This window comes from Martinezella tropici (assembly GCF_008370325.1).
Taxonomy (GTDB): Bacteria; Pseudomonadota; Alphaproteobacteria; order Rhizobiales; family Rhizobiaceae; genus Rhizobium; species Rhizobium tropici_B.
On the sequence record NZ_VNIP01000009.1, the window covers coordinates 55,148 to 78,165 of the forward strand.

The following is a 23,018-nucleotide window of genomic DNA, read 5'->3' on the forward strand; positions in this document are numbered from 1 at the left end:
CTTTCCAGAAAAGTTTACCGGCTGTTAACGCCGTTGGTTAACAAGTCGCCTGATTGAACCCTGCGGAAGACTGGACTGCCCGTTGATTCACTTTGAGAACGTCGGTTTGCGCTACGGCATGGGTCCGGAAATCCTCCGTGACCTGAGCTTCGACATACCGAGGAAATCGTTCCAATTCCTGACCGGCCCTTCCGGCGCCGGCAAGACGACCCTGCTGCGGCTGCTCTTCATGTCGCTGCAGCCAACGCGTGGCTTGATCCGCATGTTCGACCGGGAGATTTCCTCGATCCCGCGCAATGAATTGCCGCTGCTGCGCCGTCGCGTCGGCATCGTCTTTCAGGATTTCCGGCTGCTGGAACATCTCACCACCTACGAAAACGTCGCCCTGCCCCTGCGCGTGCGCGGCAAGGATGAAAGCTCCTATCGCACCGACGTATTGGAACTGCTGAAATGGGTGGGCCTGGGCGAACGTATCAATGTGCTGCCGCCGGTGCTGTCGGGCGGTGAGAAGCAGCGCGCGGCGATCGCGCGCGCCCTCATCGATCGCCCGGAAATCCTGCTCGCCGACGAACCCACGGGCAATGTCGACCCGCCGATGGCGCGCCGCCTGCTCAATCTCTTTCTGGAACTCAACCGCCTCGGCACCGCCGTCGTCATTGCCACGCACGATCTCGCCCTGATGGACCAGATCGAGGCCAGGCGCATGATTCTATCGGGGGGGCATCTCGATATCTATGACTGAGCCCGCCCCTCGCAGAAAAGCTCAAGGCACTAGCACTGCGCAAACACGGCAAGCGCCAGGTACACCGCCTGCGGAACGCAAGCGCCCGGAGATGCGCGTGCGCCCGACCGGGCCGATCGTGCCGTCCTCCAATATTCAGGGCAATGCGCTGATCGTCGTCATCGCCATCATGGCCTTTCTCGCCTGCCTGACGCTCGGCGCCGTCAGCATGGTGCGCTCGACGGCGGCAAGCTGGGAGAGCCAGATTTCCCGTGAGATCACCATACAGATCAAGCCGGACGACAATCTCGACATGGAAAAGACGCTGGCAAGCGCCCGCGATATCGCGCTGAGCTTCGTCGGCACCAAGTCCGGCCAGATCGTCGACGAGGCGGCGACGGCGCGCCTGCTCGAGCCGTGGCTCGGCGCCGGTCTCGACATCAAGGAACTGCCGGTGCCGCGCCTCGTCATCATCACCATCGACGAGACCCATCCGCCGGATTTCGAGGCGATGCGCAGCCTGCTCAAGGCGCAGATCCCGCAGGCGTCACTGGATGATCATCGCACCTGGGTCGACCGGCTCGTCTCCATGGCACATACGACGGTCCTCATCGGCACCGGCGTGCTGCTGCTGGTCTTCACCGCCATGGTGCTGACGGTGGTTTTCGCCACGCGCGGCGCGCTGTCAGGCAATCGCCACATCGTCGAAGTGCTGCATTTCGTCGGCGCCGAAAGCACCTTCGTCGCCAACGAATTCCAGAAGCATTTCCTGAAGATCAGCCTGAAAGGGTCTGCGGCCGGCAGCGCGCTCGCCGCCCTGTTCTTCGCGACCGCCGGTCTTCTGCAGAGCCGTACGATCGCCACACCGCAGACCGATCAGGCAACCGCGCTGTTCGGAACATTCTCCGTCGGTGCGCTTGGCTATATCGGCATCCTCGCCACCATGATCATCATCGCCTTGCTGACAACGCTGACCGCGCGTTTCACCGTCATGCGCACGATCTACGAAATCGATCTGATCCGTTCCGATCCCGGCAGGACGGATAGTGTCCAGAATTGACGCTTTGCGATGTTTTTTTACCGTCCGCCAGCCCGTTCCTTGCCGCAATTGGCGTATAGTACCGAATCATGAGCATGGATCTGACGACTCGCAAGACCGTGAGTTCGCAGCCGTTGCAGGAGCAATCCCGCAGCGGTAGGGCCGTGCGGCGCAGTTTGTTTCGCCGTCTCCTGCGCTGGGGCGGGTTCGCCTTCATTTTCCTCGTTGCCATCGTTTTCGGCGGCTTCCTGCATTTCGCCGATTCGATCACCACTCTGAAGCCACCGCCGGACCCGAAGGCCGATGCCATCGTCGTGCTGACCGGCGGCTATCAGCGGATCGATCAGGCGGTCGAGTTGCTGCGCAGCGGTGCAGGCAACCGCCTGCTAATATCTGGCGCGCACCCGACCACGACGCCGTCGCAGATCCGCAAGCTGACGCAGAGCTCCGTCAATCTGTTCAACTGCTGCGTCGACATCGGCTATGATGCCCTCGATACCATCGGCAATGCGCGCGAAGCGGCAAAATGGATCCATGCCAGGGGTTATAAGAGCGTTCTGGTGGTGACGAACAATTACCACATGCCCCGCAGCCTCGCGGAACTGAAATATGTCGATCCGTCGACCGATTTCATCGCCTATCCGGTCGTCAACTCCGATCTCAAGACCAAGAACTGGCTCACGGATCCGAATGCATTGCGCACAATGATCTCCGAATATGCCAAGGTGCTGCTCGCGGGCGCCCGCAATCTGACCGGCCTCGGGCGACCGCTCGGCTTGCGCTCGCGGCAGCCGAGCGATGACGATGACTAAGGTCGAAGTGAAACCACGCACCGACTTTTTATTGACGCCGTAATCGTGTAGGCAGACCTTCGAATGCCGGTGCCAAGCCGGTGCGCTGGGAAAGCCTCAATGATTATCTTGCGTTCGGTACTGTTCAATACCGTCTTCTATGCCAATCTGATCATACGCATGATCGTGCTGACGCCGATCTATTTCCTGATGCCGCGCAAGGCGGCCTACGCAATTCCCAAGGCGTGGGCGCAATCGAGCACATGGCTGATGGAAAAGATCGTCGGCACCACCTTCGAGATCGAGGGCCTGGAGAACATTCCGAAGGGCAGCTACATCTTCGCCCCCAAACACCAGTCCTTCTGGGATACCTTCGCGCTGCTGCCCTATCTCGAAGACCCGGTCTATATCCTGAAACGCGAGCTGATGTGGATTCCGCTCTTCGGCTGGTATGCGAAGAAGCAGCGCATGATCCCGGTGGACCGCAGCGCGCGCGGCAAGGTGATGTTCGACGTCTTGAAGCGCACGCGGGAAGAGCTCGCCACCGGCCGCCAGCTCATCATCTACCCCGAGGGAACCCGCCGCCCGCCGGGCGCCGAACCCGTCTACAAATATGGCATCGCCCGCATGTATCGCGACCTTGGAATACCCGTCGTCGCCGTTGCCATGCATCCCGGCCTGTTCTGGCCGCGCCGGACCTTCCGCAAGTATCCGGGCCACTTCAAGGTACGCATCCTGCCGCCGATCGAGCCCGGATTGGATCCGGATGCCTTCTTCGCGCGTTTGATCGAAGAAACTGAAAAGGCGAGCGACGAACTGCTGGTCGAAACGATCGCCGAAAACCCGCATTTGCCCATTCCGCCAACCGCAGCCCAGCGCCTGGCGGACCTCGGTAAGGCGAAGCCGGTGACCGCAGCGGTTTGAGCTCCTGCGACGGCCCGCATGGCAGGGAATGGCTAGAGCCTTTCCGCTTTTCTCCGAATCGCGAAAACGCTCTATCCTTTTGTTGTTACGCAATTCCGGACGGAAAACCGCTACGCACTTTTCCTGGAGTTGCTCTAGGAAGCTTTTCGCATCCGCTCCACTTCACCGACGACCTGTTCAAGCCAGTGATCGCGGATGCCCATGTCACGCAGATGCGTCAGCGTATTGAAGACATAGGCATCGTTCGGCCCGGAGCGCCCGTTGGCGGCTTCCACCACATGGGCCGCCTCGACCGCATCCAACGCGCCGGCATATTGCCTGTGCGCGCGGTCGACGACATAGGTGACGGCGATGACGCGCCGTCCGTCGGCGAGCCGGATCGGCAGCGTCTTTTCGAGATAGACGTTGGTGACGAGTTCACGCTCGCGCAAGTAGGCCAGTACCTCGTCCCAATCGGAGGCCGGGACACGGAAGGCCATGCCGCGGCAGGAACCACCACGATCGAGGCCGAGGACCAGGCCAGGGCTCGCCTCTGTGCCGCGATGGACCCAGGAACGGACGCAGAGTGAGCGACGGTAACCGAAAATAAGGGCCTCGGCCCGTTCGTCATAAGCAAAGCCCGGATTCCACATGAGGGATCCGTAGCCAAACACCCAAAATTCGTCCATATCCAACGCCAAATCACTGTGAAGCTTCAGTACAACCATTGGAGAACAACATGGCAGCGTCAAGCCAGAGCGTAACGACCGGTCGAGGCAAGCGTCTGTGGCTCGTCCTGCTGGGGCTGGTGGTGGTCCTGGCCGGCCTCTACACCGGCGGATGGTATTACGCGACCAGTTTCGTCAGGACCAATGTCCTGAAGGCGCTTGGCCAGCAGAACAGCGCCGGCGTTGCCGGCAAATGCGAGAACATGGCCTTCAACGGCTTCCCCTTCTCCATTGGTCTGACCTGCGACACGGTAACGGTCGATAACCAGACGCGGGGCGTCTCCACCAATTTCGACAGGCTCAGTGCCTCGGCTCCAGTCTTTCAGCCCAACCATGTGAGCTGGAGCCTGAAATCTCCCGCCGAATTGCGCACCACCGGGGGCCTGACCGTATCGGCGGAATGGACCGATCTGCAATCGAATCTCGTCGCCAAAGGCCGCGGCGTTGCGCAGACTCAGACCGTTATCAATGGACTGAAGGCGGGCATCGTCTCCGCCGTCACCGGCCAGAGCGTCAATGTCACCGCCGCCCATACCGAGATGCATGCCAGCCAGAACGGCAGCGACCTGGATTTCGCCATCGGCGTCGAAAACGCCAATGCCGTCATCAAGGACTTTCCGCAGACCTTGCCGACCGCATCGACCAGCGCCAAGGTGACGCTATCAGGTAAAGCCGGCCTGCTTGACGGCAGCGACCGCGAGGGGCTTCGCGGCAGCGCGGGCGTGCTGCATCAGGCCGTCATCGATATCGGCGACGGCCGTATCATGACGCTTTCCGGCCCCTTCAATTTCGACGATGAAGGCTTCCTGTCCGGTCAGTTCAAGCTGGAGATCAATCAGATCGGCCCCTGGGGCGATAGCCTGACCACGACGCTCCCCGCCGCCAAGAACATCATCAAGACGGCCACGAAGATGCTGAAGGCCCTTGCCAACGGCGCCGACAAGGTCTCCGTCGATCTCACCGCCGATCGCGGCCGCCTCTCGCTCAGCGGCTTCATCCCGCTCGGCAAGATCCCGCCAATCTGAAGCCTGAAACCTTCTCATCAAGGGAAGAAAAAGTAAAAGGGCGGCCTATTCCTTCGTATCCAGGGCATGACGGCCGAAATCCGGGACGTCGACATCCTGGCCCGCCTCGACGATCGAGCGGCGGATGGCGCGGGTGCGGGTGAAAAGTTCGAAGATCTTGTCGCCGTCGCCCCAGCGGATCGCACGTTGCAGCGATGCCAAATCCTCGGAAAAGCGCGACAGCATCTCCAGAATGGCATCGCGATTGTGCAGGCAGACGTCGCGCCACATGGTCGGATCGGAAGCGGCAAGGCGCGTGAAGTCGCGGAAGCCGGAAGCCGAATATTTGATGACTTCCGATTCGGTCACCGTCTCCAGATCGTCGGCGGTCCCGACGATGTTGTAGGCGATGAGATGCGGCAGATGCGATACGATCGCCAGGACCTTGTCGTGATGCTCCGGATCCATCTCGTCGACACGGGAGCCCAGCGTTTCCCAGAAATCGCGAAGTGTCTTGATCGCGGCTTCATCGGTGCCGGGAACCGGCGTGAAGATGCACCAGCGCCCCTTGAACAGCCCCGGGAAACCCGCATCCGGTCCGGATTTCTCCGTACCTGCCAACGGATGGCCCGGAATGAAATGCACGTTGGAGGGCATATGCGGCTGCATCTGCGCGATGACCGACGCCTTGGTGGAGCCGACATCGGTAACGATGGCACCAGGCTTCAGATGAGCAGCGATTTCCTTGGCGACGCTTTCGGAGGCGCCGACCGGCACGGAGACGATGACAAGATCGGCGTCTTTCACTGCTTCGGCCGAGGACGGCGTATAGCGGTCGCCAAGCTGCAGCTCTTTGGCGCGCTTCAGCGTTTCGGCGCTGCGCGTCGAGATCACCACTTCCTTGGCAAGGCCCAGCCGCTTGATGTCATGGGCGATGGAGGAACCGATCAGGCCGATGCCGATCAGTGCGATACGGTCGAACTGGATCGCGCTCATACCTTGCGTCCCATAAATTCTGTCAGTGTGTCGATGAGGCCGAGATTGGCCTCTTCCGTCCCGATACTCATGCGCAGCGAATTCGGGAACCCATAGGCCCGGACAGCCCGCACGATATAGCCTCGGCTGGTGAGGAAATCGTCGGCCTCGGCGGCGCGCTTACCCTCACTATCCGGAAAATGGACGAGAACGAAATTCGCGACCGATGGCGTGACCCTGAGCCCTATCGCCTCAAGCGCAGCAGTCACCTTCTCGAGCCAGAGCGTATTGTGCGCGACGGCCTTCTCCGTGAAAGCCTGATCGCGAATGGCAGCAGCACCCGCGGCGATGGCAGCCGTGTTCATGTTGAATGGGGCACGCACGCGGTTGATCGCATCGACGATATCGACAGGTCCGTACATCCAGCCGATGCGAAGTGCGGCAAGGCCATAAACCTTCGAGAAGGTACGGGTCATGACGACGTTCTGGTTTGCCGAAACGAGCTCGAGACCCGCCTCATAGTCATTGCGGCGGACATATTCGGCATAGGCGGCGTCGAGCACGAGGATGACATGTTTCGGCAGGCTCGCCTGCAGGCGGCGGATCTCGCTGACCGGGACATAGGTTCCCGTGGGATTGGCGGGGTTGGCGATGAAGACCATCTTGGTCTTCTCCGTGACGGCGGCGAGGATCGCATCGACATCGACGGTGCAATCCTTTTCCTTGACCGTGACAGGCGTCGCGCCGGCGGCCATGATCTGGATCTTGTAGACCAGGAAGCCGTGCTCGGTGATGATGCCTTCGTCACCAGTGCCGAGATAGGTGTGGCAGAGCAGGCCGAGCAGCTCGTCCGAGCCGGCGCCGCAGAGGATGTTGGCCACATTCAGCCCATGCACATCGGCGATCGCCTGGCGCAATTCCTTGGCCTGTCCGTCCGGATAGCGCTCGAGATGCTCTGCAGCCCCGCGGAAGGCTTCAATCGCCTTGGGGCTGGCGCCGAGCGGCGTCTCGTTCGAGGAGAGCTTGAACACGCGCGCAACGCCCGGCGCATGCTCCTTGCCCGGCACATAGGCAGCGATATCGAGAATGCCGGGACGCGGGACGGGCTTGCTCATTTCCATGCTCATGGGATCGACCTTGGGAAGGACCGGAAAATTCCGGTTTATGACACCCCGTCGCATTAATGCGGATTGACAAATTTGTCGAGTGTGCCGCCACGGCGAAAGCGTCACGCGCCATCACGCGTCGTCGGTATGCCGCGCGGTGCCAGCACCGGCACGAAGACTCGGCGCGAGGCGCGAACGGCAACCGGCAGCCCCTGATAGAGCCGCTTCTGCGCCTCGACGATGATGACGCCGGAGAAAGCGGGCCAAAGGGTACGGCCGACCCGCTCGAAAGCCCGGCGCAACCGCAGCACGGCGCGCAGCTTGGAGGGCGGGAAGAACAGCGCCTCGGCCGTCGCACCCGGCGTGAAATTGGTCTCGCGCAGCAGCGACGTCAGCTGGCCGCGCGAATAGGGCCGGCCGGAGCCGAACGGCGTGTGCTCCATGCGCGCCCAGACGCCGCGGCGGTTCGGCACGGCAATGACAAGCCGCCCACCCGGCGCCAGCACCCGCCAAAGCTCTTTCAAGGTCTCGCGCGGGCTTTCGGCGAATTCAAGCGAATGCACCATCAGCACGCGATCGATCGAACTATCCGGCAACGGCAGCTCTTCATCGAAGACCAGCGCCGTCGACGAGGCCGAGCCCATTGGCCAGTTCACCGCGCCCTGCCCCGCCGGCATGAAGGCGAAGGTGCGCTCGGTATCGGCGCGGAAACGGTCGAGATAGGGAACGGCATAGCCGAGGCCGACAAGCCGCTCCTCCGGCATACGCGACCAGATGGAGGAAAGCGCCATGGCAATCGACTGCTCCGCCAAGCGACCGAGCTCGGAATGATAAAACTGGCGGAGATCGACAATATCGGTATGCATCGAAACAAATGTTATCAGCCGAACGTTGGACTTCAAGGCCGAACGGCTTACATTCTGTACCAACGGAAAAGACGAGGATGATTTCAATTATGAAACCATTGGAATTAGAGATATTTATCTGCCGTTCCGACAATTACGGCGTCTTGGTCCACGATCCCGAAAGCGGCTTGACGGCATCGATCGACGCCCCGGAGGCGAATGCGATCCTGAAAGCGGCCGCGCGCCGCGGCTGGACGATCAGCCATATCCTGACGACCCATCATCACACCGATCATGTCGAGGGCAATCTGGCGCTGAAGGAGCAGTTCGGCTGCGAGATCATCGGCCCGATCAACGAGGCCGTCGCCATTCCCGGCCTCGATCGCGCCGTCGCCGACGGCGATACGTTCGAGTTTGCCGGCCACACGGTCAATGTCATTGAAACGCCTGGCCACACCGCCGGCCATGTCTGTTATCACTTTGCCGACGACAAGCTGCTCTTTGCCGCCGACACGCTGTTTGCGCTGGGTTGCGGCCGCCTGTTTGAACGGCCGGCAACGGATATGTGGGCCTCGCTGCAGAAGCTTGCGGTTCTGCCGGATGAAACAGCCGTCTATTTCGGCCATGAATATACCCTCTCCAACGCCCGCTTCGCGCTGACCATCGATCCCACCAATGAGCGGCTGAAGGCGCGCGCCGCCGATATCGAGGCGTTGAGGACGGAAGGCAAGTTCACCATTCCGACGACACTGGCGTTGGAGAAGGAAACGAACCCGTTCCTGCGCGCAGCCGATCCCGCGATCCGCCGCCATCTTTTGATGGAAAGCCGCAGCAATGACGAGGTCTTTGCAGAGATCCGCAAGCGCAAGGATAATTTCTGATGCAGGCAAAGGAGATTATCGAAGCGCTTTCCATGCAGCGGCATCCCGAAGGCGGCTGGTACGTGCAGACGTTTCGCGACGAAAGCGGCGGCGCACGCGGCCATTCAACGGCGATCTACTATCTGCTTGAGGCCGACGATCGCTCGCATTGGCATCGGGTGCACGATGCCGCCGAGGTCTGGCACTACTATGCCGGCGCACCGCTCGTCCTGCATCGCTCGGCCGACGGCAAGGCCAGTGAAAAGTTGGTTCTCGGCATCGACCTGGCAAAGGGCGAGCGCCCGCAGGCGATCATTCCGGCCAACTGGTGGCAGTCGGCCGAAAGCCTCGGACAATTCACGCTTGTCGGCTGCACGGTCGCGCCCGGCTTCGAATTTTCGAGCTTCGAGATGGCCGCCCCCGACTGGAAGCCCGCCTCAGGCTGAACCTCCTTTACCTTTCATTGACATCACGCAGCATGCGGCCAGACGGCGCGCAGCACCAGCCTTGAAAAAGCGTTGCGCTGCGTCAACTTTACACGGGGGGAGTGAAAATTGATTCATCTGGAGGAGGTTTTTTCGTGCGTTTGTTGTTTCCTTTACTCGTCGCGGCAGGCTGTGTCATGAGCGTTCCTGCCCTTGCTCTCGATGCGCCGGCTTCGCCGCCGGCCGCCCAGCCCCTGAAAAACTTCGTCACCTCCGTCGAAAAGGACGGTTCGATCACCTTCCGCCTTTATGCACCCTCGGCAAAGGCCGTCTCCGTCGTCCTCGGCTCACACGATGCGATCGCCATGCAACGCGGCGACGATGGCACCTGGAGTGCCAAATCCGAGGTCCTGAAGCCCGATCTCTATGAGTATTATTTCAATATCGACGGTTTCCGCAGCATCGACACCGGCACCAATGCGCCGAAGCCGCAACGGCAGGTCAACACTAGCCTGATCCTGGTGCCCGGCAGTATTCTCGATACCCGCAGCGTGCCGCATGGCGACCTGCGGCTGGTGACCTTGCATTCCAAGGCGCTGGATTCGGAACGGCAGATGTATGTCTATACGCCGCCCGGCTATACTGATTCCTCCAAGCCGCTGCCGGTGCTCTACCTCTATCACGGCTTCGGCGATACTGTGGGATCCTGGGTTCTCCAGGGCCGCGCACCGCAGATCCTCGACAATCTCCTTGCCGAGAAGAAGATCGAGCCGATGATCGTCGTCATTCCCGATACGGAAACCGACGTGCCGAATGCGATCGCCGAGAACTTCCCCGCCGCCGACCGCCGCGCGAATTTCTATCCGGCAAATGCCGAGGCGGCCGATCGCGAACTGACCGAAGATCTCATTCCGTACATGAAGAAGCATTACCGGGTGCGGAACGACACCGATGGCCGTGCCGTTGCCGGCCTGTCACAGGGCGGATATCAAGCCCTCGTGTCAGGCCTCTCGCATCTCGACACCTTCGGCTGGGTCGCAACCTTCAGCGGCGTCAGCACGACGACCGTTCCGAGCAAGACCGTAGACGCAGTGCTTAACGAGCCGGGCAAGATCAACAAGGCTTTGCGCAATTTCACCGTGACGGTCGGCAGCAAGGATCAGGTCGTCGGCAAGGATGTCGCCGGCCTGAAGGCAACGCTGGGCGAGAAAAAGATCGAGCACGAGTATCATGAATATCCGGACCTTCAGCATGAGATGGATGTCTGGCGGCCCTCGCTCGTGACCTTCCTGGAAAAGGTCTTCAAGAAATAGCAGCCAGATTTGGCCGTAGACTCCTCATAAGTCTTGCTCGCCTGGAGCATTTCCGTGAAAAGCGCGAAGCGGTTTTCCGTTCGGAATGCGTAGCAAAACAAGAAGATAGAGCGTTTTTGCGATTCGAAGAAAAGCGAAAATGCTCCAGCTAGCAACTTTACGAGTTTAAGGCCCAAGCGACGCTCTGGAGAGGGGAAACATGGCACTCAAGCGGATGGACAACGTCGGAATCGTCGTCGAAGACCTCGAAGGGACGATTGATTTCTTTCGCGAACTTGGTCTCGAGCTCGAAGGGCGGGCCACGATCGAAGGAGAATGGGCCGGGCGTATCACTGGACTGGGCGATCAGCGTGTCGAGATTGCCATGATGCGCACACCGGACGGCCAAAGCCGGCTCGAGCTCTCCCGCTTCCTCACGCCCCCTGTCGTCGCGGATCACCGCAATGCTCCGGTCAACGCTCTCGGCTACCTCCGCGTCATGTTCGCCGTTGACGACGTCGACGAGACGCTTGAAAGGCTCCGCACGCACGGCGCGCAGCTCGTAGGCGAAGTAGTCCAGTATAAGGACGCGTATCGGCTCTGCTACATCCGCGGACCTGAAGGGCTTCTCATCGGACTCGCCCAAGAACTCAGCTGAACGCAATGCTGTGACAATGAGGAAGGAACTGGCTGCGACTGCGGCGGAGCTATTCCGCCGCTTCCGCCTGCGCCCCTTCAGCACGATCTTGGCGCAAGATCATACGATGCGCGGCCAGCACGGCGCCGCCGGTAATCAGCAGACAGGCAAGCGCAATGCCCCAGCTCGGCGCGGCAAAGCCGAAAAGCGTCAGGATCAACGTCGACAGCAGCGGTGCGGCATAGCTTGCCGCGCCGAGGATCTGGATATCGCCATTCTTGATGCCGTGGTCCCAGGCGTAGAAGGCTGCGCCCACCGGAAAAAGACCCAGTCCGAGGACGGCAATCCACTGCGCCGCGTTCTCGGGCCAGATGGTCTCCTCCAGACCAAGGTGGCAGAAAAAGGAGAGAACCGCTGTCGCCAAGCAGAATATGGTAACGACATCGGTGGAAACGGCCTCGAAACGGCGCGTGATAAGCGAATAGCCGGACCAGGTGAAGGCGCAGAGAAAGGCGGCGCCGTAGCCGACCGCATAGGCGCTCTCGAAGTGAAAACCGTTGCGGCCGACGATCAGAACCGTGCCCGCAAGCCCCATCAAGGCGCCCACGATATGATACCAGCGCAGCCGCTCGCCTGGCAGCAGCGCCGAGCCGACGACGATCAACAGCGGCCACAGATAGGCAATCAAGCCCGCCTCCACCGCTGGTGCATGGCGCAACGCGGTGAAATAAAGGAAATGATAGCCGAACAGACCGGCAATGCCTGTAATCCAGACCTTGGCCGGCTGACGCAGGAGCTGCAGGCGTTCCGGTCTCAGCAGGAGCACGACGATGCCGGGGATGCTGCCGATGGCAAAGCAGATGGCAAGCAACTGAAAGGGCGGCATCTTGCCGGAGGCCACCGTCAAAAGCGCCAGAAACGACCACATCACAATGGCCGAAAAGCCCGTCAATGTCGCACGAAATTTCATCGCTGCCCCCAGCTTGTCGCCGCGGACATCTCCTGCCCGCTAAAGCAATCTTACGAAAAATGCACAGCAGTTTTCCACCAGCAATTGCGTAGGAATAATGGTGAGAACCGTCAAGCGTTTCTGTGAAGCAGCAGCGTGGTCTAGCTGCCGTATTTTACGGCCGTAATCGTCACGGTCCCGTATTGCGTCGGTATGCGGACGTAGACGGGAGCGTAAACATTCATGGTGTCGGCCTTGGCAAACCAGATCTCCATGCCGTCGCTCTTGGCAAGGTAGAGGTAGTCCTTGCGCGTGCTCTTATAGCCGCTCTTTGGCGTGAACCGCACGCCGCAGGCAACCGTCTTGCCCTTGAAGCCTTCAGTCGAGAACGGGTGAGATCCTTTCGGCGACAGCTTCAAATCCATCCGCATCTCGCCATCGAACACGGCCAGCGTCTGATTGCAGAGGTCGAGGCTGGGCGTGATCGGAAAGATCATGCCGGAAATCGGATCGAGCACGGATTTCAGGTCGCCTTCCGTGATGGGAACCCAGGTGTCCGGTCGTTCCGGTTCGGGCGTGATCGTGTTCGACGTCACATTGCCGTTGGTATAGGCGACATCGTAAGTGCGCTCCCTCTTACCGCTCTTGTAGAAAAGCGTGTAGTGCGTCGCCTGCAGCTTGCTGTCGTTGACGACGCCGGTCACATCAGTCCTGGCGTCGATGGAGGTGACGAGATCGGCAAGGCCCGCGGACGTGATATCGCCGCGGATAGTGAACTGCTTGCCGGTGACTTCCGTTTTGAAATCCGCCCTGGCGATCGGCAGGCCGGCCAGCGAAACGCGATAGCGCGTTTCATGCCGCAGCACATCGGCCAATGCCATCGACGGCATCGACGCGACGATCGCTGAAATGAGAAGCCACTTCCGAATTTGAACCATGATCAAGGCCTTCAACGAGGATCAGGCAAGTTATATAGTTGCTTTGCTCGCCTGCTGCGAGCGTCAGACAACAGCAGCTTTTTGACGGAATTGCGGGAAAAGACAAGGTTTGGCTTGACGCGGCCGGCCTCTCTGACTATAGAACCGCAACTTTCCAATTATGGCCTGTTGGATTGCGCGTCGGGCTTTGCCCGAGACGTCTATCCGATGGCCGAGAAAAACAAAAAGTAGGTGTACCATGTCCCGCATGTGCGAATTGACCGGCAAGGCCGTCCTCGTGGGCAACAATGTCAGCCACGCCAACAACAAGACCAAGCGTCGGTTCCTGCCGAACCTCTGCCAGGTTACTCTGATCTCCGACGTTCTCGGCCAGCGTTACCGCCTGCGCGTTTCCGCTGCAGCGCTCCGCTCGGTCGAACATCGTGGCGGTCTGGACGCTTTCCTCATCAAGGCAAGCGAAAACGAACTCAGCATGCGCGCACGCCTGCTGCGTCGTCAGATCGTCAAGAAGTCCGCTGAAGCTGCAGTCGCTGCTGCCTAAGCTCTAGCGCTTCGCGATATCATACGGGCTAGAAGGCTTGCACGGATCATCTCCGGACAAGCCTTTTTCCATGTCCGGTTTCCTTCAACTGGTGGCATCACCCAGGATAAAAAAATGCTGACGGCACGCCATACCATTATCTATGTTTTGCTGATGACGCTGGTCGTCGTCGCCTCCAATATCCTCGTGCAGTATCCGCTGCAGGCCACGCTCGCCGGCATCAATCTTGCGGATATCCTCACCTGGGGCGCCTTCACCTATCCGGTCGCCTTCCTCATTACCGATCTGACCAACCGCCAGTTCGGCCCGAAGGCCGCGCGCAAGGTTGTCTTTGCCGGTTTCGTCGTCGGCGTCGCCCTGTCCTTCTATACGGCGCAGCCGCGCATCGCGATCGCTTCCGGTTCGGCCTATCTCGCCGGCCAGTTGCTCGATATCTCGGTCTTCAACCGCCTGCGACGCATGGCCTGGTGGCGTGCTCCACTGTTCGGCTCGCTCATCGGCTCGATGCTCGATACGTTGATCTTCTTCTCCTTCGCCTTCGCGCCCTTCTTCGTCTTCTTCGGACCGAACGATCCCTTCGCGATCGAATGGGCTCCGGTCCTCGGCGCTTTCTCTTCGTCAGCGCCGCGCTGGATCTCCTGGGCCATCGGCGATTTCGCGGTCAAGACGACCGTCGGCCTCGTCATGCTGCTGCCCTACGGCGCATTGATGAATGTGCTGAAGCCGATGTCGCAGGCTCCGACCGCTTGACGGAGATGATTCGAAGCGCGCCGGCATCGGTGCGCGACGACATGTTTCAGTTCTGGCTGAGAAGATTTTCGTCGTGCAGGCGAAATTCCAGCATCAGGCTGCGCTGCAGGATCGAATGATTGTCATCCGAGACCAGGATGAGATGCAGGGAGCCATCGGCGGCGCGGAAGACGTCTATGCCCTCCATATTATCGATCTGATCTCTGCTCCCCGCCTCGAAGATCACATTACCGTCCACAACGGCGCCCGGCTTGATATCCGCGCCGGCGATGCGGCGGATACGCACGCCAAGGCCATGTATCAGCCCGAAACGCCGCTCTAGCAGCAACAGATCCCCGTCGGGCAAGAAGACGCCGTCGCTGACACCGAAGTCGCCATAATGCCGAACGGCAAACCGGCCCTGGAGCGGCCCATCCAGGACGGCGGCCAGCATGTTGCCCTGATCGTCCAGACTGTCTTCCGCAACGACGACGGCGCCTCCCGCAAGCGGGCTCGACTTTGGCGCGATCATCAGCGCCTCGAGGCTGCGATTGGCGCGCAGCTGCCCTCTCGGGATCGGCAGTGGGATGGTGCCGTCAGGCGGCGAAATCTCGAAGCCCGGATCGGGATAGATATCGACACGATGATATTGCTCGTAGCTGACAAGGACGTGGTCGCCGCGCAACGCCAGCCCCTCGGCATCCAAATCCCCTTTACCGGTATCTGTTCCGCCGTCACGGTCGATCATCGGCGAGATCCGCACATCACCGATGCCCTTCAACCGGCCCGCCTCGTCACGCTCGACAGCGCCGGTGAGCCAGTGGCCGGTATCGAGCACCGAGATGAAATGCCGTTGGTCGGGGCGAAAGCGAATGGCCGAGATGGCGCCGAGAAGCGGATTATCCGAACTGAGCTCAAGACCGCCGAGGAACTCCAGCGCACCAAAGCGTGATTGATCGGAACCGGAGCTGAAGGTAGAAATCAACCTTGCCTGAATGGCAGCGGGACCGGCCTCGTCGGGATCGCTTGCGAAACTGCAGCCGGCGAGCAGGCCGGCAAGCGCGGCTATCACGCAGGCGGATCTCCCAGCGGCCAGCAAGCCCCCAGAGCCGGCGGCGCCGGATGGAGAGGGCACCGGCCATAAGGCCGATGCCATGGGACGCCGAAGCGGGCTCAGCTGGCGCGGCGCATGCGCGAGCGCGGCATGCTCGTCTGATCTTCGAACAGCGAGGCAAGCTGCTCCGTCATCGCTCCGGCCAATTCGTCGGCATCGACGATGGTGACGGCGCGACGATAATAGCGCGTCACGTCATGGCCGATGCCGATCGCCAGCAATTCCACCGGCGAACGCGTCTCGATCTGATCGATCACCGCGCGCAAATGCCGCTCCAGGTAATTGCCCGGATTGACCGACAGCGTGGAATCATCGACCGGCGCACCATCCGAGATCATCATCAGGATACGGCGCTGCTCGCGGCGTCCGAGCAGGCGGTTATGCGCCCATATCAGCGCCTCGCCGTCGATATTCTCCTTGAGCAGGCCTTCGCGCATCATCAGCCCAAGATTGCTGCGAGAGCGTCTATAGGGCTCGTCGGCGGACTTGTAGATGATGTGGCGCAGGTCGTTCAGCCGGCCCGGTGTCTGCGGCTTGCCGCTGGCAAGCCACTTCTCGCGCGCCTGACCGCCCTTCCAGGCCTTGGTGGTGAAGCCGAGGATTTCGACCTTCACGCCGCAGCGCTCCAGCGTGCGCGCCAGGATGTCGGCGCAGGAGGCGGCAACCGTGATCGGCCGTCCGCGCATCGAGCCGGAATTGTCGATCAGCAGCGTCACGACCGTATCGCGGAACTGCGTGTCGCGCTCCATCTTGAAGGACAGCGCCTGCGTCGGGTCGATGATCAGGCGCGGCAGGCGGGCCGGATCGAGATAACCTTCTTCCAGATCGAAGTCCCAGGAACGGTTCTGCTGCGCCATCAGGCGACGCTGCAGACGGTTGGCAAGCCGGCCAACGGCACCCTGCAGATGCGCAAGCTGCTTGTCGAGGAAGGCGCGCAGGCGTTCGAGTTCCGCCACGTCGCACAGTTCCTGTGCCGTCGTGGTCTCGTCGAACTCCTCGGTATAGACGTGATAGTCGACCTTCTCGTTGAAATCCGCGAAGGGCGTGTTCGGACGGCGGGTTTCGCCCGGCGTTTCCGAGTCTTCATCACCCTCTTCGCTCATGTCGTCGTCGGAGATTTCGCCGCCGTCTTCGGTCGCGCCGTCGTCCATCTGCTCGTCGGAGGCTTCGCTGTCCTCCGCCGGTGCCGCATCGGAACCTTCGTCTTCCTTGACGTCGTCGTTATCCTGGTCTTCGCCGTTCGGCTTGTCCTCTTCGCTCGGCTGCTCATCGCTGTCGGGCTCGGACTGTTCGTCGCCATATTCCTCGGCCATTTCCATGGCCGTCAGAATGTTGCGTACGACACGGGCAAAACTCTGCTGGTCGTTGATGGTCGAGAGCAGGTTCTCGAGTTGACCGCCGGTCTTTTCCTCGATGAAGGGGCGCCAGAGATCGAGCACCTTGCCGGCGCTTTCCGGCGGTTTCTGGCCGGTCAACTTCTCGCGCACGATCATCGCCATGGCTTCGCCGACCGGCGCATCCTCGCGCCGTTCGATGCCGGAGAAATTCGCCTTGGCGTATTTCTCCGTATTCATCGAGTTGATGTTGGCGGCAACACCGCTCATGCGCAGCGAGCCGATCGATTCGACGCGCGCCTGCTCGACCGCATCGAAGATCGAGCGGGCGTCGGCGCCCTGCGGCGCCATGACGGCATGCACGCGGGCATCGTGACAGGCAAGCCGAAGGGCCATCGAATCGCCGAGGCCCCGCGTCACCGCAAGCTCGTGCAGCGTCGGCCGTTTCGAAAGCTCCGGCAAGCGGATGCGCTCGCCGGTCATGCCCGGGCGTTCATTGGCAAAGGCCACCTCGACCTCGGCATCGCCGGCGATCGAGCGGACACAGCCGGTGATCGCCCGGCGCAACGGCTCCATGTCCACCGGAGCACCCGGCTTCGCTTTGGAATTATCTCCGCGACCTGACATGATGTGTCGGCTTTTCCTTAGGCTTCGAGCACGATATTGGCGGCACTTTCCTTCAGCTCGACGCCGAAGGCGCGCTGATAATGCTCGGCGACCAGCGGCCGCTCCAGCTCGTCGCACTTGTTGAGGAAGGTGACGCGGAAGGCAAAGGCGACATCGCCGAAGATTTCCGCATTCTCGGCCCAGGTGATGACCGTACGCGGGCTCATGACGGTCGAGAGATCGCCGTTCATGAAGGCCGCACGCGTCAGGTCGGCGACGCGCACCATCTTGGAAACGGTGTCGCGGCCCTTCTCGGTACGGAAGGACTTCACCTTCGCCAGCACGATATCGACTTCGTTGTTATGCGGCAGGTAGTTCAGCGTCGTCACGATCGACCAGCGGTCCATCTGCGCCTGGTTGATCTGCTGCGTGCCGTGATAGAGGCCCGTGGTATCGCCGAGGCCAATCGTGTTGGCGGTCGCAAACAGGCGGAAGGCCGGGTGAGGACGGATGACGCGGCTCTGGTCGAGCAGGGTCAGGCGGCCCGAGGATTCCAGCACGCGCTGGATGACGAACATCACGTCCGGACGGCCGGCATCGTATTCGTCGAAGACGAGCGCGACATTGTGCTGATAGGCCCAGGGCAGGATGCCGTCCTTGAATTCGGTAACCTGCAGGCCATCCTTGACGACGATCGCATCCTTGCCGACGAGATCGATACGGCTGACATGGCTGTCGAGATTGATACGCACGCAAGGCCAGTTGAGGCGCGCGGCGACCTGCTCGATATGCGAGGACTTACCGGTGCCGTGATAGCCCGAGATCATCACACGGCGGTTATGAGCAAAGCCGGCGAGAATGGCGAGCGTTGTCTCGCGGTCGAAGAGATAGTCCGTATCCAGATCGGGTACGTAGGCGCTGCCCTGGCTGTAGGCCGGAACGCGGATGTCGGAATCAATGCCGAAGACTTCACGGACCGAAACGGTGGTGTCGGGAACTTCGGAAATATCAAGGTCAATCTTGCTCATCATGTCTCCGGGGCGGGTGGCTCTCACCTTGCCATATCAAACTCAGCCGATTTTTCCGAAACGCCGCAGCTTTGTTGCCCGCATCCGTTCGGTCGGAACAGCGGCGATACTTCTCCGGGACTAAAGCAAAATCTCGGCGCGATGAAATGATCGCTTGCGAGCATCCTTGAACAGAGTCCCGGACAAGAAACGCCGCGTCCGGAAAGTTGACCGAGGTGCAGCCAGCCAAATGCGCACCTTGCCGCGGTTGCCCGCAGCTTCAGCCGATTTGGACCATACCTGATTGAAGGCGGAGAGCAAGGACAGGAATTAACAAAAACCGTTCTGTTTCAATAATTGATAAGCCTGAATGACCGCTCGGAAACGTTCCTCCGACCCACGGTCGCCGCCATTGGCATCGGGATGGTGCATTTTCACCAATTCCTTGTAGCGGCGCTTGATTTCCGGCGCCGTGGCGGTGGCGCCAAGTCCCATCGTATCGAAGGCCTTCGCCTCCAGCGTCTTCAGCTTGCGCTGCTGCGGGAAACGCGGACCTCGGCCCTGTCCCTCCCCTTCCTTGACGAAGCCGAAGGGATCGCGGACGCGGGAATAGGAGCCGGAGCGGATATCGGACTGAAGCGGGCTGTTGCGGGCAGCCTTGTTGACCCCGACCGTCCAGGTCGGACGATGGCCGGTGATGGCTTCCTTCTGGTAGCGCGCGATCTCCCCGTCCGAGAGGCCGGAGAAATAATTGTAGCCCTTGTTGTATTCCTTGACGTGCTCGAAGCAGAACAAAAAGAATTGCCCTTCCGCATTGCGCCCGACCGGGGCGCGATGCGTACCGTGCTTGTCGCAGCCGTCCCACTGGCACGTCGGCGGACCCTGCTCGGGCTCCTGCGCGCGCTTACGGCGGGTGCGAATGCGATCGAAATATTTTGAATCAAGTCTCATGGCGCCCTAATTATGGGGCCTTGGTTACCCCACAACAAGAATTGACAAACAGGAATGTTATAGGCTTTGTGGGAGCTTTTTTCGTGAGCGAGGTCGACGCGGGAATATGGAAACGACACTGCAATCCCGCATTGAGCGGAAGCTCAGCGACGCCTTCGCGCCTGAGCGCCTTGCCGTCATCAATGAAAGCCACCTGCATGCCGGCCATCAGCCCGACATGACGGGAACCGGCGAGACCCATATAAGAATTCGTATCGTTTCCGCCAAGTTCACGGGCATGCCGCGCCTGGCGCGCCACAGGGCGATCAACGAATTGCTGAAGCCGGAACTGGATGCCGGCTTGCACGCGCTGGCAGTGGAGCCGGCAGCACCCGGCGAAGCGGTCCGTTGGTAGTCATCGATGAGATAGTTCCTACGGAGCCTTCACCTCTTCCGTCTCGGCGGGGCGGATGCGCAGCTTGGTGATGCGGTTCTTTTCCCGCTTCATGACGATGAAGCGCTTGCCGTAGAAAGTGAAGGCCTGGCGCTCTTCCGGGATGGTCATCGATTCGTGGATGACGAGACCGGCAATCGTCGTCGCTTCTTCGTCGGGCAAGTGCCAGTCGAGCGCGCGATTGAGGTCGCGAATCGGCACGACGCCATCGACGACGATCGAGCCGTCGGCCTCCTGCCTGACGCCCTGGATGTCGAGATCGTGCTCGTCGGCGATATCGCCGACGATCTCCTCCAGAATGTCCTCCAGGGTGACGATGCCCTGCACCTCGCCATATTCGTCGACGACGACGGCGAAATGCTGCTTGCGGCGCAGGAAAGCGTTGAGCTGGTCTTCGAGGTTGGTGCTGTCGGGCACGAACCAGGGTTTCTGCGCAATCTTGACGATATCGAGATTTTCTGGCTCGACATTTCGTTCCGCCAGCGCCCGCAACAGATCCTTGGCATGCACCACGCCGATGATGTTGTCGATCGTGCCGCGCCAGAGCGGCATGCGCGTATAGGGGCTGTCGAGAATGGCCCGCACGACGACATCGGGCGGATCATCGGCATTGATGGCGCGCATCGCCGTACGGTGGACCATAATGTCGGAAAGCTCCAGCTCGCCGAGATCGAGCACGCCGCCGAGGCGGTCGCGGTCGGCCTTGACCACCGATCCCTCGCGATGAAGCAGGTCCACGGCGCCGCGCAACTCCTCATGCGCCGACAGCATCGACACTTCCTTGGAGAGGTTGATGCCAAAAATGCCGAGAATCCAGCGAACGATAGCGTTGACAAAGCTCGATACCGGACCGACGACAGCGACAAACAGCCGCACCGGCGCGGCCACGTTGAGCGCAAAGCGATCCGGCGTCGAAATCGCCCAGCTCTTCGGCAGCACCTCGGCGAAGATGACGAGGATGACGGTCATTGCAGCCGTCGCCAGCGCCACGCCGGAATTGCCGAACAGACCGAGGAACACGCTGGTCGCCAATGACGACGACAGAATGTTCGCGAGATTGTTGCCGATGAGCAAGGTGCCGATCAGGCGGTCGCGGCGCTCGATGAGGCGGCGCACGATGCCTGCGCTTTCGTCGCCATTGGCTTCCAGCGTGTGGATCCGGCTGCGGGAGACCGCGGTCAACGCCGTTTCCGAACCGGAGAAGAATGCCGATAGCAGCACGAGCACGACGATCGAGGCGATCTCGGGCCAATATTCGAACAATACAGCCAGCGTGCCTTCGATCGTCATCAGGGATGCTTTTCCTTCAGGAAGTTCAAGACCTCCGAGGACGGCACGTCGTCGGCAACGAAGGACTGGCCGATGCCGCGCGTGAGGATGAAGGTGAGCTTGCCGCTCTTGACCTTCTTGTCCTGCGCGATCGCATCCATCAGCGCTTCGGCCGGCGGCAGCTCGCCGGGGATATCGCCCATTCGGGTCGGCAGGCCGACGGCCTTCAGATGTGCCTCGACGCGCTTTACGTCGTCCGGGCTTGCCAGATTGAGGCGCGCGGAAAATTCATGCGCGAGCACCATGCCGATCGCGACGCCTTCTCCATGCACCAGCCGGCGGCTGTCATAGGCGGTGGCGGCTTCGAGCGCGTGGCCAAAGGTGTGGCCGAGATTGAGCAGGGCGCGAGGCCCGTTTTCGCGCTCGTCGGCAACGACGACATCGGATTTCGCCTGGCAGCTCGCAGCGATCGCCTCGATGCGGGCTGCGCCGCCGGCAAAAACTTGCCTCCAGTTGGCCTCGAGCCAGGCGAAAAAATCCGGCTTGTCGATCAGGCCATATTTGGCGACTTCGGCGTAACCGGCGCGGAATTCACGTTCGCTGAGCGTATTCAGCACATCGGTATCGGCAAGGACGAGATCCGGCTGATGGAAGACTCCGACGAGGTTCTTGCCGTGATGGGTGTTGATGCCGGTCTTGCCGCCGACCGACGAATCCACCTGCGACAGCAGCGATGTCGGCACCTGGACGAAACGAACGCCGCGGCGCACGATGCCGGCGGCAAAGCCGGCGAGGTCGCCGATGACGCCGCCGCCGAGCGCGATCACCGCATCGTTGCGCTCCACGCGCGCGGTCAGCACCGCGTCGCAAACGGTCATGAGATGCTCGAAGCTCTTGGTCTTTTCGCCGGCCGGCAAGATGAGACTGGAGGCCTGGATGCCCGCAGCCTCTAGGCTGGCGACCAACGCATCGAGATAGCGCGGCGCGACGTTTTCATCAGTAATGACGGCGGCCTTGCGGCCCTTCAGCCGTGCGGCAATCTCACGCCCCGCGCGGGCAATCAGGCCGGGGCCGATCAGGATGTCATAGGCACGCTCGCCAAGAGGCACGCGCACGAGACGCTCTGCTGGGGCCGGTGAGATCGCATTCATGGTACTTTGCTTTCTGCTTTCTTTCCCTCGGCGATGGCGGCAAGGACTTCCTTGACCATGATTTCCTTGCTTACGTCGCGGGAGAGAACCGTAAGATCGGCTTCCGCATAGATGGGGTAGCGCGCATTCATCAGGTTCTCGAGGGTCTGTTTCGGATTCTCGGTCTTCAGCAACGGCCGTGTATCGCGCTTGTTGACGCGGTCCCACAATACGTCGAGATCGGCTTTCAGCCAGACGGAAAGACTGCCGCGCTTGACATGCAGGCGCGTGCTCTCGTTGATGAAGGCGCCGCCACCCGTCGAAACGACACGCGGCCCGCCCTTGAGGAGCCGCTTAATGACGCGCGTTTCCAGCGCCCGGAACTCCAGCTCGCCATAAGCGGCAAACAGTTCGGCGATCGTCATGCGCGACACGCGCTCGATCTCGACATCCGTATCGACGAAGGGAATGCCGAGCTGCTGTGCCAAAAGCCGGCCGACCGAGGATTTGCCCGCACCCATCAATCCCACGAGGACAAGATTGCGCTGACCCAGCGCAGCGCGCGCCTTGTCTTTGAGGCTTTCGGCAAGGGTCAGGACTTGTTCACTCATCGGCCCATTCACAATTTCTTTGGAAACGGTATCGTCAAATGCGCTGGTAGCGTCAAGACGCCGCTATCGTAAACATGTCT

Annotated in this window: 25 protein-coding genes; 12 read left to right on the forward strand and 13 right to left on the reverse strand. The window is 60.9% G+C overall.

Annotated features, from left to right (window positions below; genetic code table 11):
* Positions 1-82 precede the first annotated feature (82 nt).
* The 4 genes from ftsE (at position 83) to FP026_RS17110 (ending at position 3,475) form a co-directional block, all read left to right on the forward strand.
* Positions 83-742, forward strand: coding sequence for a cell division ATP-binding protein FtsE (ftsE, locus tag FP026_RS17095; RefSeq protein WP_015341323.1), 660 nt, complete (start codon positions 83-85; stop codon positions 740-742).
* The gene (locus FP026_RS17100; RefSeq protein ID WP_188112608.1) at positions 735-1,781 is read left to right on the forward strand and encodes a cell division protein FtsX; all 1,047 of its coding nucleotides are present in this window, start codon (positions 735-737) and stop codon (positions 1,779-1,781) included. Before ftsE ends, FP026_RS17100 begins: the two co-directional genes overlap by 8 nt.
* Before the next feature lie 68 nt (positions 1,782-1,849).
* Positions 1,850-2,572 (forward strand): YdcF family protein, encoded by a 723-nt coding sequence (locus FP026_RS17105; RefSeq protein ID WP_149635834.1) that lies wholly within the window; start codon positions 1,850-1,852, stop codon positions 2,570-2,572.
* A 99-nt stretch (positions 2,573-2,671) separates the two neighbouring features.
* Entirely contained in the window at positions 2,672-3,475 is an 804-nt protein-coding gene (locus FP026_RS17110) for a lysophospholipid acyltransferase family protein (RefSeq protein WP_149635835.1), read from the forward strand.
* Between the two features lie 134 nt (positions 3,476-3,609).
* Here the strand turns inward: FP026_RS17110 and FP026_RS17115 are convergent, their stop codons facing one another.
* Positions 3,610-4,182, reverse strand: a complete 573-nt coding sequence (locus FP026_RS17115; RefSeq protein ID WP_149635836.1) for a gamma-glutamylcyclotransferase — start codon at positions 4,180-4,182, stop codon at positions 3,610-3,612.
* Between the two features lie 11 nt (positions 4,183-4,193).
* Here FP026_RS17115 and FP026_RS17120 point away from each other — a divergent pair, with 11 nt between their 5' ends.
* On the forward strand, positions 4,194-5,207 hold the full coding sequence (locus FP026_RS17120) for a DUF2125 domain-containing protein (protein ID WP_149635837.1): 1,014 nt from the start codon (positions 4,194-4,196) through the stop codon (positions 5,205-5,207).
* Between the two features lie 45 nt (positions 5,208-5,252).
* On the opposite strand, the gene FP026_RS17125 is transcribed toward FP026_RS17120, so the two are convergent.
* The 3 genes from FP026_RS17125 to FP026_RS17135 all read right to left on the reverse strand — a co-directional run bounded on the left by FP026_RS17125 (position 5,253) and on the right by FP026_RS17135 (position 8,169).
* Positions 5,253-6,182, reverse strand: a complete 930-nt coding sequence (locus FP026_RS17125; RefSeq protein ID WP_149635838.1) for a prephenate/arogenate dehydrogenase family protein — start codon at positions 6,180-6,182, stop codon at positions 5,253-5,255.
* Complete coding sequence (hisC, locus tag FP026_RS17130; RefSeq protein WP_149635839.1) at positions 6,179-7,288, reverse strand: histidinol-phosphate transaminase; 1,110 nt, start codon at positions 7,286-7,288, stop codon at positions 6,179-6,181. The genes FP026_RS17125 and hisC overlap by 4 nt, the downstream gene beginning before the upstream one ends.
* 101 nt (positions 7,289-7,389) lie before the next feature.
* The gene (locus FP026_RS17135) at positions 7,390-8,169 is read right to left on the reverse strand and encodes a class I SAM-dependent methyltransferase (protein WP_149635840.1); all 780 of its coding nucleotides are present in this window, start codon (positions 8,167-8,169) and stop codon (positions 7,390-7,392) included.
* 53 nt (positions 8,170-8,222) lie between these two features.
* Between FP026_RS17135 and gloB the strand changes: the two genes are divergently transcribed.
* From gloB to FP026_RS17155, 4 genes are all read left to right on the forward strand, one after another.
* Positions 8,223-8,993, forward strand: coding sequence for a hydroxyacylglutathione hydrolase (gene gloB / locus FP026_RS17140; protein WP_149635841.1), 771 nt, complete (start codon positions 8,223-8,225; stop codon positions 8,991-8,993).
* Positions 8,993-9,418: a cupin domain-containing protein gene (locus FP026_RS17145; RefSeq protein ID WP_149635842.1), complete on the forward strand. Its 426-nt coding sequence runs from the start codon at positions 8,993-8,995 to the stop codon at positions 9,416-9,418. Before gloB ends, FP026_RS17145 begins: the two co-directional genes overlap by 1 nt.
* Before the next feature lie 176 nt (positions 9,419-9,594).
* On the forward strand, positions 9,595-10,710 hold the full coding sequence (locus tag FP026_RS17150; RefSeq protein WP_188112610.1) for an esterase: 1,116 nt from the start codon (positions 9,595-9,597) through the stop codon (positions 10,708-10,710).
* Between the two features lie 199 nt (positions 10,711-10,909).
* The gene (locus tag FP026_RS17155; RefSeq protein ID WP_149635844.1) at positions 10,910-11,347 is read left to right on the forward strand and encodes a VOC family protein; all 438 of its coding nucleotides are present in this window, start codon (positions 10,910-10,912) and stop codon (positions 11,345-11,347) included.
* Between the two features lie 49 nt (positions 11,348-11,396).
* Here FP026_RS17155 and yddG read toward each other — a convergent pair whose 3' ends face one another.
* Both yddG and FP026_RS17165 read right to left on the reverse strand, forming a co-directional pair.
* On the reverse strand, positions 11,397-12,296 hold the full coding sequence (yddG, locus tag FP026_RS17160; protein ID WP_149635845.1) for an aromatic amino acid exporter YddG: 900 nt from the start codon (positions 12,294-12,296) through the stop codon (positions 11,397-11,399).
* Between the two features lie 140 nt (positions 12,297-12,436).
* Positions 12,437-13,213, reverse strand: a complete 777-nt coding sequence (locus FP026_RS17165; protein ID WP_149635846.1) for a DUF3108 domain-containing protein — start codon at positions 13,211-13,213, stop codon at positions 12,437-12,439.
* Positions 13,214-13,451: 238 nt separating this feature from the next.
* Between FP026_RS17165 and rpmB the strand changes: the two genes are divergently transcribed.
* Complete coding sequence (gene rpmB, locus FP026_RS17170) at positions 13,452-13,754, forward strand: 50S ribosomal protein L28 (RefSeq protein WP_149635847.1); 303 nt, start codon at positions 13,452-13,454, stop codon at positions 13,752-13,754.
* Between the two features lie 114 nt (positions 13,755-13,868).
* Positions 13,869-14,504, forward strand: a complete 636-nt coding sequence (locus tag FP026_RS17175) for a queuosine precursor transporter (protein WP_149635848.1) — start codon at positions 13,869-13,871, stop codon at positions 14,502-14,504.
* A 46-nt stretch (positions 14,505-14,550) separates the two neighbouring features.
* On the opposite strand, the gene FP026_RS17180 is transcribed toward FP026_RS17175, so the two are convergent.
* The 4 genes from FP026_RS17180 to FP026_RS17195 form a co-directional block, all read right to left on the reverse strand.
* Positions 14,551-15,555 carry an esterase-like activity of phytase family protein gene (locus FP026_RS17180; RefSeq protein WP_246665376.1) on the reverse strand — a complete coding sequence of 335 codons (1,005 nt, stop codon included), beginning with the start codon at positions 15,553-15,555 and terminating at the stop codon, positions 14,551-14,553.
* Between the two features lie 101 nt (positions 15,556-15,656).
* On the reverse strand, positions 15,657-17,558 hold the full coding sequence (gene cobT / locus FP026_RS17185; protein WP_149635850.1) for a cobaltochelatase subunit CobT: 1,902 nt from the start codon (positions 17,556-17,558) through the stop codon (positions 15,657-15,659).
* Positions 17,559-17,575: 17 nt separating this feature from the next.
* A complete protein-coding gene (gene cobS, locus FP026_RS17190; RefSeq protein ID WP_149635851.1) occupies positions 17,576-18,565 on the reverse strand; it encodes a cobaltochelatase subunit CobS in 990 nt (329 codons plus the stop codon).
* 309 nt (positions 18,566-18,874) lie between these two features.
* Entirely contained in the window at positions 18,875-19,495 is a 621-nt protein-coding gene (locus FP026_RS17195; RefSeq protein WP_112341312.1) for a J domain-containing protein, read from the reverse strand.
* A 106-nt stretch (positions 19,496-19,601) separates the two neighbouring features.
* On the opposite strand from FP026_RS17195, the gene FP026_RS17200 reads away from it, so the two are divergent.
* Positions 19,602-19,889, forward strand: coding sequence for a BolA family protein (locus FP026_RS17200; RefSeq protein ID WP_149635852.1), 288 nt, complete (start codon positions 19,602-19,604; stop codon positions 19,887-19,889).
* Between the two features lie 18 nt (positions 19,890-19,907).
* On the opposite strand, the gene FP026_RS17205 is transcribed toward FP026_RS17200, so the two are convergent.
* From FP026_RS17205 to FP026_RS17215, 3 genes are read right to left on the reverse strand one after another with little or no spacing between them, the layout of a single operon-like run.
* Positions 19,908-21,218, reverse strand: coding sequence for an HlyC/CorC family transporter (locus tag FP026_RS17205; RefSeq protein WP_188112611.1), 1,311 nt, complete (start codon positions 21,216-21,218; stop codon positions 19,908-19,910).
* Positions 21,218-22,348 carry a 3-dehydroquinate synthase gene (gene aroB, locus FP026_RS17210; protein WP_149635854.1) on the reverse strand — a complete coding sequence of 377 codons (1,131 nt, stop codon included), beginning with the start codon at positions 22,346-22,348 and terminating at the stop codon, positions 21,218-21,220. The genes FP026_RS17205 and aroB overlap by 1 nt, the downstream gene beginning before the upstream one ends.
* The gene (locus tag FP026_RS17215; protein WP_149635855.1) at positions 22,345-22,938 is read right to left on the reverse strand and encodes a shikimate kinase; all 594 of its coding nucleotides are present in this window, start codon (positions 22,936-22,938) and stop codon (positions 22,345-22,347) included. The genes aroB and FP026_RS17215 overlap by 4 nt, the downstream gene beginning before the upstream one ends.
* Positions 22,939-23,018: the final 80 nt, after the last annotated feature.